General features: G+C 55.7%; 11 protein-coding genes, 4 tRNA genes and 1 rRNA gene. All 16 read right to left on the bottom strand.

The window, feature by feature from the left end; genetic code table 11:
• Window positions 1-95: 95 nt before the first annotated feature.
• Entirely contained in the window at window positions 96-4295 is a 4200-nt protein-coding gene (rpoC, locus tag ACLH0H_RS12040; protein ID WP_411382152.1) for a DNA-directed RNA polymerase subunit beta', read from the bottom strand.
• A gap of 64 nt (window positions 4296-4359) precedes the next feature.
• A complete protein-coding gene (gene rpoB / locus ACLH0H_RS12035; RefSeq protein ID WP_307388741.1) occupies window positions 4360-8433 on the bottom strand; it encodes a DNA-directed RNA polymerase subunit beta in 4074 nt (1357 codons plus the stop codon).
• A gap of 219 nt (window positions 8434-8652) precedes the next feature.
• Window positions 8653-9018 carry a 50S ribosomal protein L7/L12 gene (gene rplL / locus ACLH0H_RS12030; RefSeq protein WP_003176432.1) on the bottom strand — a complete coding sequence of 122 codons (366 nt, stop codon included), beginning with the start codon at window positions 9016-9018 and terminating at the stop codon, window positions 8653-8655.
• 78 nt (window positions 9019-9096) lie between these two features.
• Window positions 9097-9597 (bottom strand): 50S ribosomal protein L10, encoded by a 501-nt coding sequence (gene rplJ, locus ACLH0H_RS12025; RefSeq protein WP_015886139.1) that lies wholly within the window; start codon window positions 9595-9597, stop codon window positions 9097-9099.
• Window positions 9598-9795: 198 nt separating this feature from the next.
• Complete coding sequence (rplA, locus tag ACLH0H_RS12020; protein WP_003232403.1) at window positions 9796-10491, bottom strand: 50S ribosomal protein L1; 696 nt, start codon at window positions 10489-10491, stop codon at window positions 9796-9798.
• Window positions 10491-10922, bottom strand: a complete 432-nt coding sequence (gene rplK, locus ACLH0H_RS12015) for a 50S ribosomal protein L11 (protein ID WP_003210097.1) — start codon at window positions 10920-10922, stop codon at window positions 10491-10493. Before rplK ends, rplA begins: the two co-directional genes overlap by 1 nt.
• A 117-nt stretch (window positions 10923-11039) precedes the next feature.
• Entirely contained in the window at window positions 11040-11573 is a 534-nt protein-coding gene (nusG, locus tag ACLH0H_RS12010) for a transcription termination/antitermination protein NusG (protein ID WP_003176436.1), read from the bottom strand.
• A 9-nt stretch (window positions 11574-11582) separates the two neighbouring features.
• Window positions 11583-11951: a preprotein translocase subunit SecE gene (gene secE, locus ACLH0H_RS12005; RefSeq protein ID WP_003194658.1), complete on the bottom strand. Its 369-nt coding sequence runs from the start codon at window positions 11949-11951 to the stop codon at window positions 11583-11585.
• A gap of 45 nt (window positions 11952-11996) precedes the next feature.
• Window positions 11997-12072, bottom strand: a tRNA-Trp gene (locus ACLH0H_RS12000).
• Window positions 12073-12228: 156 nt separating this feature from the next.
• A tRNA-Thr gene (locus ACLH0H_RS11995) sits at window positions 12229-12304 on the bottom strand.
• A 26-nt stretch (window positions 12305-12330) separates the two neighbouring features.
• Window positions 12331-12404: transfer RNA gene (locus ACLH0H_RS11990), tRNA-Gly, on the bottom strand.
• A 23-nt stretch (window positions 12405-12427) separates the two neighbouring features.
• Window positions 12428-12512 (bottom strand) — tRNA-Tyr (locus ACLH0H_RS11985).
• Between the two features lie 142 nt (window positions 12513-12654).
• The gene (locus ACLH0H_RS11980; protein WP_076952595.1) at window positions 12655-13101 is read right to left on the bottom strand and encodes a hypothetical protein; all 447 of its coding nucleotides are present in this window, start codon (window positions 13099-13101) and stop codon (window positions 12655-12657) included.
• Window positions 13102-13108: 7 nt separating this feature from the next.
• Window positions 13109-13858, bottom strand: a complete 750-nt coding sequence (locus ACLH0H_RS11975) for a pantothenate kinase (protein ID WP_411382151.1) — start codon at window positions 13856-13858, stop codon at window positions 13109-13111.
• Window positions 13848-14807, bottom strand: coding sequence for a bifunctional biotin--[acetyl-CoA-carboxylase] ligase/biotin operon repressor BirA (gene birA, locus ACLH0H_RS11970; RefSeq protein WP_411382150.1), 960 nt, complete (start codon window positions 14805-14807; stop codon window positions 13848-13850). Before birA ends, ACLH0H_RS11975 begins: the two co-directional genes overlap by 11 nt.
• 165 nt (window positions 14808-14972) lie before the next feature.
• Window positions 14973-15088 (bottom strand): 5S ribosomal RNA (rrf, locus tag ACLH0H_RS11965).
• Window positions 15089-15162: the final 74 nt, after the last annotated feature.

The following is a 15162-nucleotide window of genomic DNA, read 5'->3' as shown; positions in this document are numbered from 1 at the left end:
GCAAGGCCCCGACATCCCCGCTCATCGAACCGGGGCAAATTTGCCTCGATCCGACGAATGGGACTGCCAGGGCCCGGACTCATCTACTGCAGAACTCAGTTACCGCTTGAGTTCAGTGCTTCGGTCAGTGCAGCTTCCACTTCACTGGCGCTTACGCGCAGCGGCTTGTCAGCATCACGGCGGCGCTTGCGCTCGCTGTGGTAAGCCAAACCGGTACCCGCCGGGATCAAACGACCCACGACTACGTTTTCTTTCAGGCCGCGCAGGTAATCGCGCTTGCCGGTTACCGCTGCTTCGGTCAGTACGCGAGTGGTCTCCTGGAAGGAGGCCGCCGAGATGAACGACTCAGTGGACAACGACGCCTTGGTGATACCCAGCAGCACGCGAGTGAACTTGGAGACAAACTTGTCTTCCGCGCCCAGACGCTCGTTCTCTACCAGTACGTGAGTCAGTTCCATCTGGTCGCCCTTGATGAAACTGGAATCGCCGGATTCAGCGATTTCAACTTTACGCAGCATCTGACGCAGGATGGTCTCGATGTGCTTATCGTTGATCTTCACGCCTTGCAGACGGTAAACGTCCTGGATCTCGTTAACGATGTACTTGGCCAGCGCACTCACACCCAGCAGACGCAGGATGTCGTGTGGATCGCTCGGGCCGTCGGAGATAACTTCGCCGCGGTTTACCTGTTCGCCTTCGAAGACGTTCAGGTGACGCCACTTCGGAATCAGCTCTTCGTACGGATCGCTACCGTCGTTCGGGGTGATCACCAGACGACGCTTGCCTTTGGTTTCTTTACCGAACGCGATGGTGCCGCTGACTTCAGCCAGAATCGACGCTTCTTTCGGACGACGCGCTTCGAACAAGTCGGCAACACGCGGCAGACCACCGGTGATGTCACGTGTCTTCGAAGTCTCTTGCGGGATACGCGCGATAACATCACCGATCGCGATCTTCGCACCATCCGCTACACCGACCAGGGCGTTGGCTGGCAGGAAGTACTGAGCGATTACGTCAGTGCCTGGCAGCAACAAGTCCTTGCCGTTGTCGTCGACCATCTTCACGGCAGGACGGATGTCCTTACCGGCAGCTGGACGATCTTTCGCGTCGAGTACTTCAATGTTGGTCATACCGGTCAATTCGTCAGTCTGACGCTTGATCGTGATGCCTTCTTCCATGCCCACGTAGGTCACGGTACCTTTCATTTCGGTAACGATTGGGTGGGTGTGCGGATCCCACTTGGCCACGATTGCGCCAGCGTCGACCTTGTCACCTTCCTTGACCGAAATCACAGCACCGTACGGCAGCTTGTAACGCTCACGCTCACGACCGTAGTCATCAGCGATTGCCAGCTCACCGGAACGGGACACGGCAACCAGGTGGCCATCCACTCGCTCAACATGTTTCAGGTTGTGCAGGCGGACGGTACCACCATTCTTCACCTGAACACTGTCGGCTGCGGAGGTCCGGCTTGCCGCACCACCGATGTGGAACGTACGCATGGTCAGCTGGGTACCTGGCTCACCGATGGACTGGGCAGCGATAACGCCGACCGCTTCACCGATGTTCACCTGGTGGCCGCGAGCCAAGTCACGGCCGTAGCACTTGGCGCAGATGCCGTAGCGGGTTTCGCAGCTGATCGGCGAGCGAACGATCACTTCGTCGATGCTGTTGAGTTCGATGAACTCGACCCACTTCTCATCTACCAGAGTGCCGGCAGGAACGATGATTTCCTCGGTACCTGGCTTGAATACGTCACGGGCGATCACTCGACCCAGTACGCGTTCACCCAACGGCTCTACAACGTCGCCGCCTTCGATGTGCGGAGTCATCAGCAGACCGTGTTCGGTACCGCAGTCGACTTCAGTCACAACCAAGTCTTGTGCAACGTCTACCAGACGACGCGTCAGGTAACCGGAGTTGGCGGTCTTCAACGCGGTATCCGCCAGACCTTTACGAGCACCGTGAGTGGAGATGAAGTACTGAAGTACGCTCAAACCTTCACGGAAGTTCGCGGTAATCGGCGTTTCGATGATGGAACCGTCCGGCTTGGCCATCAGGCCACGCATACCGGCGAGCTGACGGATCTGCGCAGCAGAACCCCGTGCGCCCGAGTCGGCCATCATGTACATCGAGTTGAACGACTCTTGATCGACTTCCACGCCATGACGGTCGATAACCTTCTCTTTCGAGAGGTTAGCCATCATCGCCTTCGACACTTCGTCGTTGGCCTTGGACCAAAGGTCGATCACCTTGTTGTACTTCTCGCCCTGAGTTACCAGGCCGGAGGCATACTGGCTTTCGATCTCTTTCACTTCATCGGTAGCAGCGGCGATGATCTGGGCTTTTTCATCCGGGATAACGAAGTCGTTAACACCGATGGAAACGCCGGAAATGGTCGAATAGGCAAAACCTGTGTACATCAACTGGTCAGCGAAGATCACGGTCTCTTTCAGACCAACCACGCGGTAGCATTGGTTGATCAGCTTGGAGATCGCCTTTTTCTTCATCGGCAGGTTGACGACGTCGTACGACAGGCCTTTTGGCACAACTTGATACAACAGCGCACGGCCAACAGTAGTGTCGACGATACGAACGTTGCTCACGCTGCCGCCATCACGGTCGTTCACGGTTTCGTGGATCCGCACTTTGACCTTGGCGTGCAAGGCGGCTTCACCGGCACGGAACACACGGTCAACTTCCTGCAGGTCAGCGAACACACGACCTTCGCCCTTGGCGTTGATCGCTTCACGGGTCATGTAGTACAGACCCAATACAACGTCCTGCGATGGAACGATGATTGGCTCACCGTTGGCTGGCGACAGAATGTTGTTGGTCGACATCATCAACGCACGCGCTTCCAACTGGGCTTCCAGTGTCAGCGGTACGTGCACGGCCATTTGGTCGCCGTCGAAGTCGGCGTTGTACGCAGCACAGACCAGAGGGTGCAGCTGGATAGCCTTGCCTTCGATCAGTACCGGTTCAAACGCCTGGATACCCAGACGGTGAAGGGTCGGTGCACGGTTGAGGAGAACCGGGTGTTCACGGATCACTTCAGCGAGAACGTCCCAAACCTCTGGCAGTTCGCGCTCGACCATTTTCTTGGCCGCTTTGATGGTGGTCGCCAGACCGCGCATTTCCAGCTTGCCGAAGATGAATGGCTTGAACAGCTCAAGCGCCATCTTCTTGGGCAGACCGCACTGGTGCAGACGCAGGGTCGGGCCTACGGTAATTACCGAACGACCGGAGTAGTCAACACGCTTACCGAGCAAGTTCTGACGGAAACGACCTTGCTTACCCTTGATCATGTCAGCCAGGGATTTCAGAGGACGCTTGTTGGACCCTGTGATCGCGCGGCCACGACGGCCGTTGTCGAGCAAGGCATCGACCGCCTCCTGCAACATACGCTTTTCGTTGCGCACGATGATGTCCGGAGCGGACAGATCGAGCAGGCGCTTCAAGCGGTTGTTACGGTTGATCACGCGGCGGTACAGGTCGTTGAGGTCGGACGTCGCGAAACGACCACCATCCAACGGTACCAGCGGACGCAGGTCTGGCGGCAGAACCGGCAGAACGGTCAGCACCATCCACTCTGGCAAGTTGCCGGAACCCTGGAAGGCTTCCATCAACTTCAGACGCTTGGACAGCTTCTTGATTTTGGTTTCGGAGTTGGTTTGCGGAATTTCTTCACGCAGACGGCCAATCTCGTGCTCCAGGTCGATAGCGTGCAGCAGCTCGCGGACAGCTTCGGCACCCATGCGGGCATCGAAATCGTCGCCGAACTCTTCCAGCGCTTCGAAGTACTGCTCGTCATTGAGCAGCTGACCTTTTTCAAGGGTGGTCATGCCTGGATCGATAACGACATAGCTCTCGAAATAGAGAACGCGTTCGATATCACGGAGGGTCATGTCCATCAGCAAGCCGATACGGGACGGCAGCGATTTCAGAAACCAGATGTGGGCAACCGGCGAAGCCAGCTCGATGTGAGCCATGCGCTCACGACGAACCTTGGCCAGTGCGACTTCAACGCCGCACTTCTCGCAGATCACACCACGGTGCTTCAAGCGCTTGTACTTACCGCACAGGCACTCGTAATCCTTGACCGGGCCAAAGATCTTGGCGCAGAACAGGCCGTCACGCTCGGGTTTGAACGTACGGTAGTTGATGGTTTCCGGCTTTTTAACTTCACCGAACGACCACGAACGGATCATCTCAGGCGATGCCAACCCAATACGGATGGCGTCGAACTCTTCGACTTGACCCTGGTTTTTCAGCAAATTCAGTAGGTCTTTCAAGGCCTTTCCTCCTGGCGGAGCAGAGAGCGGACCAAACGGCCCCGCTCTCGATTCGCGTCACGTGTTATTCGGTTTCCAGATCGATATCGATGCCGAGGGAACGAATTTCTTTGATCAACACGTTGAAAGACTCGGGCATGCCCGGCTCCATACGGTGATCGCCGTCCACGATGTTTTTGTACATCTTGGTCCGACCGTTCACATCGTCCGACTTCACTGTGAGCATTTCTTGCAGAGTGTAAGCAGCACCGTATGCTTCCAGTGCCCAGACCTCCATCTCCCCGAAACGCTGACCACCGAACTGAGCCTTACCACCCAGCGGCTGCTGGGTAACCAGGCTGTACGAACCGGTAGAACGAGCGTGCATCTTGTCGTCTACCAAGTGGTTCAGCTTCAGCATGTACATGTAGCCAACGGTAACCGGGCGCTCGAACTTGTTGCCGGTACGGCCGTCGAACAGCTGCATCTGGCCGCTTTCCGGCAGGTCTGCCAGTTTCAGCATGGCCTTGATTTCGCTTTCCTTGGCACCGTCGAACACCGGGGTAGCCATTGGAACGCCGCCGCGCAGGTTCTTCGCCAGGTCCAGGATTTCCTGGTCGGTGAAGGTATCAAGCTCTTCGTTGCGACCGCCGATCTCGTTGTAGATCTCGTGCAGGAACTTACGCAGGTCCGCGACCTTGCGCTGCTCTTCGATCATACGGTTGATCTTCTCGCCCAGGCCTTTGGCCGCGAGGCCCAGGTGGGTTTCGAGGATCTGACCAACGTTCATACGCGAAGGTACGCCCAGCGGGTTGAGGACAACGTCGACCGGGGTGCCATTGGCATCGTGCGGCATGTCTTCAACCGGCATGATCACGGAGACCACACCTTTGTTACCGTGACGACCGGCCATCTTGTCGCCCGGCTGGATGCGACGACGGATTGCCAGGTAAACCTTGACGATTTTCAGCACGCCTGGAGCCAGGTCATCGCCCTGCTGCAGTTTGCGCTTCTTGTCTTCGAACTTGTCGTCCAGCAGACGGCGACGATCAACGATATAGGCCTGGGCCTTCTCGAGCTGCTCGTTCAGAGCATCTTCAGCCATGCGCAGTTTGAACCACTGGCCGTGCTCAAGACCGTCGAGGACTTCGTCGGTGATGTCCTGACCTTTCTTCAGACCTGCGCCGCCTTCAGCCTTGTGGCCTACCAGAGCGGAACGCAGACGTTCGAAGGTCGCGCCTTCAACGATACGGAACTCTTCGTTCAGGTCCTTGCGGATCTCGTCGAGCTGGGTCTTCTCGATGGACAGTGCACGAGCATCACGCTCAACGCCGTCACGGGTGAAGACCTGTACGTCGATGACAGTACCCTTGGTACCGGTTGGTACACGCAGGGAGGTGTCTTTAACGTCGCTGGCTTTTTCACCGAAGATGGCACGCAGCAGTTTTTCTTCCGGCGTCAGTTGGGTCTCGCCTTTCGGAGTGACCTTACCGACCAGGATGTCGCCTGCGCCAACTTCAGCACCTACGTAAACGATACCGGCTTCGTCCAGCTTGTTCAGTGCAGCTTCACCCACGTTAGGGATGTCTGCAGTGATTTCCTCTGGCCCAAGCTTGGTGTCACGTGCCACACAGGTCAGTTCCTGGATGTGGATCGTGGTAAAGCGATCTTCTTGAACAACCCGTTCCGACAGGCAGATGGAGTCTTCGAAGTTGTAACCGTTCCAGGCCATGAACGCGATGCGCATGTTCTGACCCAGCGCCAGTTCACCCATGTCGGTGGACGGGCCGTCGGCCATGATGTCGCTACGCTGAACGCGGTCACCCTTACGCACCAGCGGACGCTGGTTGATGCAGGTGTTCTGGTTCGAACGGGTGTATTTGGTCAGGTTGTAGATGTCGACGCCGGCTTCACCGGTTTCGACTTCGTCATCGGCAACACGAACCACGATACGGCTGGCATCAACGGAGTCGATCACGCCGCCACGACGAGCTACGACGCAAACGCCGGAGTCACGGGCTACGTTACGCTCCATGCCGGTACCTACCAGCGGCTTGTCAGCGCGCAGGGTTGGTACAGCTTGACGCTGCATGTTGGAACCCATCAACGCACGGTTGGCGTCATCGTGTTCCAGGAACGGGATCAGCGACGCTGCAACCGAAACTACCTGCTTGGGCGAAACGTCCATCAAGGTGACGTCTTCCGGCGCCTTGACGGTGAACTCGTTCAAGTGACGAACCGCTACCAGTTCGTCGATCAGGACTTTCTTGTCGTTCATCGTGGCCGAAGCCTGGGCGATCACGTGATCAGCTTCTTCGATGGCGGACAGGAATACGATCTCGTCGGTAACCAGACCTTCCTTCACCACACGGTACGGGCTCTCAAGGAAACCGTACTGGTTGGTGCGCGCATAAGCGGCCAGGGAGTTGATCAGGCCGATGTTCGGACCTTCCGGCGTTTCGATCGGGCAAACACGACCGTAGTGCGTCGGGTGTACGTCACGAACTTCAAAGCCGGCACGCTCACGAGTCAGACCGCCCGGGCCCAGCGCGGAAACACGGCGCTTGTGGGTGATCTCGGAGAGCGGGTTGTTCTGGTCCATGAACTGCGAGAGCTGGCTGGAACCGAAGAACTCTTTCACCGCGGCAGCCACTGGCTTGGCGTTGATCAGGTCTTGCGGCATCAGGCCTTCGCTTTCAGCCATCGACAGACGCTCTTTGACCGCACGCTCAACACGTACCAGGCCAACGCGGAACTGGTTCTCGGCCATTTCGCCTACGCAGCGAACACGACGGTTACCCAGGTGGTCGATGTCATCGACGATGCCTTTGCCGTTACGGATGTCGACCAGGGTCTTCAGTACCGCAACGATATCTTCCTTGCACAGCACGCCCGAACCCTCGATCTCGGTACGACCGATACGACGGTTGAACTTCATCCGGCCGACCGCAGACAGGTCATAGCGCTCAGGGCTGAAGAACAGGTTGTTGAACAGGGTCTCGGCAGCGTCTTTGGTTGGTGGCTCACCAGGACGCATCATGCGATAGATCTCGACCAGCGCTTCCAATTGGTTGCTGGTGGAGTCGATCTTCAATGTGTCGGAGATGAACGGGCCGCAGTCGATGTCGTTGGTGTACAGGGTCTCGATGCGAACGACCTGAGCCTTGGCGATCTTGGCGAGGATCTCGGTGTTCAGCTCGGTGTTGCACTCGGCCAGGATTTCGCCTGTCGCCGGGTGAACGATGACCTTGGCGGTAGTGCGGCCCAGAACATAGTCCAGAGGCACTTCCAACTCTTTGATACCGGCTTTTTCGATCTGGTTGATGTGGCGCGCAGTGATACGGCGGCCGGCTTCAACAATGACCTTGCCCTTCTCATCCTGGATGTCCAGGACGGCAATTTCACCACGCAGACGCGAAGCAATCAGCTCCAGCTTGAGGGTTTCATCCTTCAGGCTGAATACGTTGGTGGTGTAGAAGGCGTCCAGCACTTGCTCGGTGGTATAGCCGAGCGCGCGCAGCAGTACCGAGGCCGGCAGCTTGCGACGACGGTCGATACGCACGAACACGCAGTCTTTCGGGTCGAACTCGAAGTCCAGCCACGAACCGCGATATGGAATGATCCGCGCGGAGTACAGAAGCTTACCGGAGCTGTGCGTCTTGCCGCGGTCGTGGTCGAAGAACACGCCCGGGGAACGGTGCAGCTGGGAAACGATTACACGCTCGGTACCGTTGATAACGAAGGTACCGTTTTCAGTCATCAGTGGGATTTCGCCCATGTAGACTTCTTGCTCTTTGATGTCCTTGATCGCTTTGTTCGACGATTCTTTGTCGAAAATGATCAGGCGGACTTTTACCCGCAAAGGTACGGCGTACGTAACACCGCGCAACACGCATTCTTTGACATCAAATGCCGGTTCGCCCAGGCGATAACCGACGTACTCCAGCGCAGCATTGCCGGAGTAGCTGATGATCGGGAAAACGGATTTGAAGGCCGCATGCAGGCCCACGTCGCGGAACTGATCTTTGGTCGCTCCCGCCTGCAAGAATTCACGATACGAATCCAGCTGGATAGCCAGAAGGTACGGGACATCCATGACGTCCGGCAACTTGCTAAAGTCCTTGCGGATACGTTTTTTCTCAGTATATGAGTAAGCCATCAGCGTTCCCCAGCTTGGTCACCTGCTTGTTTGGCCCTCCCGACGGGAGCAGCCAGAAAATCTTGCAAACCCCATGGTTTGCACCACCGCATCGGGTGGCTACAGCGCGTTAATGGCGGCGACCGAGTCGACAGCCAAGAACGGAAAAAGGCCGGTGGCAAGAGCCACCAGCCATCAGCCTTCAGCTTAAAGCTTGGGCTGGAGACGCAAGGTCGATGCTTACTTCAGCTCGACTTTAGCGCCTGCTTCTTCCAGAGTAGCTTTGGCTTTGTCAGCGGCGTCTTTCGACACAGCTTCCAGAACCTGGGCAGGAGCGCCGTCAACTACAGCCTTGGCTTCTTTCAGGCCCAGACCGGTCAATTCACGTACTGCCTTGATCACGTTTACTTTCTTCTCGCCAGCTTCCAGCAGCATGACGTTGAATTCGGTTTGCTCTTCAGCAGCGACAGCAGCAACAGCTGGGCCAGCGGAAGCAGCGGCAGCGGAAACGCCGAATTTTTCTTCGAAAGCTTTGATCAGCTCAACAACCTGCAGAACCGACATTTCAGCTACGGCGTTGAGGATATCGTCTTGAGAGATAGACATTGCTGTATTTCCTGAATTGGGGGACGGCCTACGCGGCCATCGAAATAAACAAAAATACGCGAGAGAATTTGCTCAGCCTTAGGCTGCGGCAGCTTCTTTTTGCTCGCGAACTGCAGCCAGAGTACGAGCCAGCTTGCTGGTAGCGCCTTGAATCACGCTCATCAGCTGCGAAATAGCTTCGTTACGGGTCGGCAGTGTTGCCAGTACGTCGATTTGGTTAGCTGCGAGGAACTTGCCCTCGAACGCAGCTGCCTTGATCTCGAACTTGTCCTGACCCTTGGCGAACTCTTTGAACAAACGGGCAGCAGCGCCCGGATGATCGGTGGAGAACGCAATCAGGGTCGGGCCGGTGAACACGTCGTTGAGGACACTGTATTCAGTGTCAGCAACAGCGCGCTTGAGCAGGGTGTTACGTACAACACGTACGTATACGCCAGCTTCACGAGCCTCTTTACGGAGTCCGGTCATAGCGCTTACTGTCACACCACGGGCATCAGCCACGACAGCGGACAGAGCAGCTTTGGCAGCCTCGTTGACTTCAGCGACGATGGCCTTCTTGTCTTCGAGATTAATTGCCACGGGTTTAACTCCTGCTTGTTACCGTTTCATCTGGCCTAGGCCTGATGTCGTTTTGGTGTCTGATTCGGTAAGGAACCGGGAGCACCATCTGCGTAGGCTTGTGGTTTAAGACTTGCGTCGCCTACGGTCTTGGATAGCCCCCGCCAGGCAGGGACCCCAATTTTTTGATTGGCGCAATCTCTTGCGCCAATCTGTGTCTTATACGTCCAGCGAGCCTTGGTCGATGACCAGACCTGGGCCCATAGTGGTGCTCAGGGTAACGCGCTTGACGTATATACCTTTCGAGGAAGCAGGCTTGATACGCTTGAGATCAGCGATCAGGGCTTCAACGTTTTCCTTCAGCTTGACGGCATCAAAACCGACTTTGCCAACGGAGGTGTGAATGATGCCGTTTTTGTCGGTGCGATAACGAACCTGACCAGCCTTGGCGTTTTTAACCGCGGTGGCTACGTCAGGCGTTACGGTGCCGACTTTAGGGTTAGGCATCAGACCACGAGGGCCGAGGATCTGACCCAATTGACCTACAACGCGCATTGCATCCGGGGAAGCAATAACGACGTCATAGTTCAGGTCGCCGCCTTTCATTTCGGCAGCCAGGTCGTCCATGCCAACGCGATCGGCGCCGGCGGCCAGGGCAGCTTCAGCTGCAGGGCCTTGGGTGAAGACAGCTACACGTACAGTCTTGCCAGTACCGTGCGGCAGCACAGTTGCGCTACGAACGACCTGGTCGGATTTACGTGGGTCTACACCCAGGTTTACAGCAACGTCAACGGACTCGCTGAACTTGACAGTCGACAGCTCGGTCAGCAGGGCAGCAGCGTCTACAAAGTTGTAGGCCTTGCCTGCTTCGATTTTACCGGCGATAGCCTTTTGGCGCTTGGTCAGCTTAGCCATTACACACCCTCCACGTTAAGGCCCATGCTACGAGCAGAACCGGCGATGGTACGCACGGCTGCATCCATATCAGCTGCAGTCAGATCCGCGTTTTTGGTTTTCGCGATTTCTTCCAGCTGAGCACGGGTTACGGTGCCTACCTTAACGGTGTTCGGACGAGCGGAACCGCTGGTCAGACCGGCAGCCTTCTTCAGCAAAACAGAAGCCGGAGTCGACTTGGTTTCGAAGGTGAAGCTACGGTCGCTGTATACAGTGATGATCACTGGAGTCGGCAGACCAGGCTCAATACCCTGGGTACGGGCGTTGAAGGCCTTGCAGAATTCCATGATGTTCACGCCGTGCTGACCCAGAGCTGGACCGACGGGTGGGCTAGGGTTGGCCTGTGCGGCCTTCACTTGCAGTTTGATGTAAGCGGTAATCTTCTTGGCCATGAGGCACTCCAATTACGGGTTCAAACGCCTCGAAAGGCTCCCCGGCTACTTGCGCGTTTATCCCAGTGACGACAAAACCCCACAGCCTAGGGCTGCGGGGTTGGGATGCTTTCTCAGCTAGACCTTCTCGACCTGGCTGAACTCCAACTCTACCGGAGTAGAGCGACCGAAAATGAGCACCGCCACTTGGATCCGGCTCTTTTCGTAGTTAACTTCTTCGACAGTGCCGTTGAAATCAGCAAACGGACCATCTGTAACACGAACAACCTCACCCGGCTCGAAAAGGGTCTTCGGCTTAGGCTTGTCGCTACCATCAGCAACACGACGCAGAATTGCTTCCGCCTCTTTGTCGGTGATAGGAGCAGGCTTATCAGCGGTACCGCCGATGAAGCCCATCACACGAGGAGTGTCCTTGACCAAGTGCCAAGTACCTTCATTCATGTCCATCTGTACCAGCACGTAGCCAGGGAAGAACTTGCGTTCACTTTTGCGCTTCTGGCCATTGCGCATTTCAACCACTTCTTCAGTGGGAACCAGAATTTCGCCGAAGCCATCTTCCATGCCTGCGAGCTTCACGCGCTCCAGCAAAGAGCGCATAACATGCTTCTCGTAACCCGAGTAAGCATGCACAACGTACCAACGCTTAGCCACGAGACACCCTTAGCCAACAATCAAGGAAACAAGCCAGCCGAGCAGGGAATCAAGCCCCCACAACAGCAACGCCATAACCAGAACAACAGCCACAACGATCAACGTGGTCTGCGTGGTTTCTTGGCGAGTCGGCCAAACGACTTTACGTATTTCGGTGCGAGCTTCCTTCACCAGGACCGCAAAAGACTTGCCTTTGGCAGTCTGCAGGCCAACAAAGGCAGCTACAGCAGCGAGGGCGAGCAAAGCGAGGACACGGTACAGGATCGGCGAAGCAGAATAGTACTGATTGCCGACAACGCCTACGACCACCAAGGCGACTACTGCGAGCCACTTGACCAGATCGAAACGAGAGCTTTGAGCTTCAGCCTTAGGAGTCATCTATGAAGATCCTGTGAAAAGAAAGCCAGACACACCACGTGAATCTGGCAGGTCAGGAGGGAATCGAACCCCCAACCTACGGTTTTGGAGACCGTCGCTCTGCCAATTGAGCTACTGACCTAAAACAAAATCAGGCCGACCATTATGCAGGCCTGAAAAAGACTTTACAACAGCCAACCCCAAGAGACTTGATCACCCAGCAATATCAGGCAAAACACAATCAAGCCAAGGCGACCGTTAAAACAAAGGCAGATATTTTCATATCTGCCTTGTTATATGGAGCTCTTGAGCGGATTTGAACCGCTGACCTCACCCTTACCAAGGGTGTGCTCTACCAACTGAGCTACAAGAGCAAAACACACTGCACAACCTGCAAACTTGGAGCGGGTAGCGGGAATCGAACCCGCATCATCAGCTTGGAAGGCTGAGGTTCTACCACTAAACTATACCCGCGGAGCTTGCAGCTCACGCTAAAATGGTGGAGGGGGAAGGATTCGAACCTTCGAAGTCGTAGACGTCAGATTTACAGTCTGATCCCTTTGGCCGCTCGGGAACCCCTCCTAAGCGAGCCGGCATTCTACATCACGCCGACCTTCTGTCAAGCATTTTCTCATAAAAAATATGAGGTTAGCTGCGTTGACCTACGCTTTGCACCTTAGACCTTAAAGGTCTTCACTGCGAAGCGGGCGCCATTCTATGCAAACTATCCGAGAGTTGCAACGCCTTCGCACAACATTATTTTGTGTTTTAACTCGTTGAATTCCTTAGCAAGGTTTTCAAAGGACAGATCGTCAGCCAGGCGCCTGCTTTCAGGGGCTATGCGAAGCCAATAGCCGGAAGCGTCAGCAGTATTCAGCAACTGAACCTTGACCTTTATATCCAGGCTGGTAAGCCGTTGCTCAAGGACCTGCGCTTGACGCTCATCTGCAAAGCCGCCGATGTATAGGCAGGTATTTTGCGCATCAGCCCCGCGCGCGCGATCTCGACGCACCACAGCATCAGATGACTCGCTCAGCAGGCGAATATCTTGCTGGGAACCCTTGTAAAGGCTCAAAGGCGTGACATCCTTGGCGCGCAGTGGTGCTTCTTGCTGATGCCAAATGTAATAGAAGGCGTTAAGGACCAGTAAAAGCAGAAACAGCCAACGCATAATCACCTCAGGATAAAGGGCACGCCATCGCCAAACCGACGAACACCAGGTCAGGAACGAGTCGTGCCTGGGGCACTGCATCCGACACCAATTCAGCATCTCCGCCGGTAAGGAATACGGTGAAGTCACCCCCCCAGTAACTTCGGGCCAACTCCAACTGCGTCAGCACAAACCCCCTGAGCATCAGCGTACAGCCCCGCTCTACCGCCTCTACCGTCGTGCGACCCGGAGAGAGGCGCTCCAAGGCTCTTTCCGCAGACGCGTCGTCGTAGCGTATCTTACGCGTGTGCGTTCGCAGCTGGTTGCGCATGAGAGGCATACCCGGACAAATGAAGCCGCCCAAGTGCTCACCATCTGCCGCAATAAAGTCTGCAGTTGCCGCCGTACCAAAATCGAGCACCAGACAAGCACCTTGCGCCAGCTTGAATCCACCCAGCATCGCTAACCAGCGATCAAGACCCAAGCGCTCGAAGTCTTCGTAGCCGTTACGCACTCCAGCCACCTGTCGCGCCGGAGCCGCGCAGGAGACGGTCACGCCGAATGCCTCATGCAGCGCCGCCACCAGTTTGCTTGTTTCTTCCAGCGCACGAACACTTACCAACCGGCAGCGTGTCAGCAGCAATCCAGGAAGCGCGACCAGGCTTTCAATCAATGCCAGATCGGAACCTACGATGCCCTCTGCCGAGGCACTCCCCTTTTCCGAATCCAGCACACGCCATTTGATAAAGCTATTCCCACAGTCGAGCTCAAGAATCATCACGCAACCTCAGGCTTAACTCACCACCACTGTATATTTTCTCAACACCATTCACGCTCAAACGCAGTGCACCCTGATGATCTACGCCCAGCACAACCCCATCAATCTGGTTGACACCCGCAATGAGGGATACCGATCGTCCCTGCCACGCGTGGTTTTGCTCCCACTCTTCCTGGAGCGAGACAAAACCATTCGTCTTATGGCGTTCTAGATAGGCCTGCAGCTGCATGCTCAGTTTTGCCACTAAAGCATTCCGGTCAACGGGAGAACCCGTTTCAAGCTGTACCGAAGTCCATTGCTGGTCTACCTCGTCAGCCTTGCGCATATTCACGTTGATACCTATTCCGATGACAACGTGACAGATGTCAGCAGGATCTCCCACCAATTCGAGCAAAATTCCGGCAATTTTTTTCTGCCCTACCAAAACATCGTTTGGCCACTTCAGTGCCGCCCCTTGCACACCCGACTCGCGCAATGCCCGCATGACGGCCAAGCCCACGACAAGGCTCAGGCCTTCCAATTGGCTAAGACCCGATTCGATACGCAAGATGAGGCTGTAGTAGACATTCTGTGCGTAAGGACTAACCCACTTTCGTCCTCTCCTGCCTCGCCCTGCTGTTTGCTGCTCCGCAAGTACTAGAAATGGCGCTGGACATCCTGAATTCGCCAGGCGCAAGCCTTCGGTATTCGTGGAGTCAATCGAGTCAGAGATATGTATAGGCCATTCCAAGGAGGGCGCATTCAGCGCTATGTTCTCGGCATTCAAAAACACCAGCGGCGATGCCAATTGATACCCCTTGCCACGAACTTTATGGATGGGCAAATTCAATTCAGCCTCGAGATGCTGGAGCTGCTTCCAGACAGCACTGCGACTGACGCCCAAGGCGGCGCCAAGTGCTTCTCCGGAATGGAATCGGCCATCTTTCAAAAGTTTTAACAACGTCAGCATGCAAGTATCGCCTCACAATGAGGCACGCATGATAGCCATGCGCAGGGGCATTGCATAGAAAGGCCGAAGGTTAACCTCAAGACGACTGCGATGAATTCACTCATGTTTTCCGACCGCCCAAAACAAAACCCCATCTGCTTTCGCAAATGGGGTTTCGGAATTTAATCTTGACGATGACCTACTCTCACATGGGGAAACCCCACACTACCATCGGCGATGCATCGTTTCACTACTGAGTTCGGGATGGGATCAGGTGGTTCCAATGCTCTATGGTCGTCAAGAAATTCGGGTACTGAGTCGTGGCCGGATGGCCTCGCTTCAGCAAATTGGGTATGTGACAGCTTTCGGTGTTTTG

Origin of the sequence: Pseudomonas sp. MPB26, from assembly GCF_046605355.1 — a bacterium.
Lineage (GTDB): Bacteria > Pseudomonadota > Gammaproteobacteria > Pseudomonadales > Pseudomonadaceae > Aquipseudomonas > Aquipseudomonas cedrina.
The sequence above is the reverse complement of the archived record's forward strand: the minus strand, read 5'-3'. Positions and strand labels throughout refer to the sequence as shown.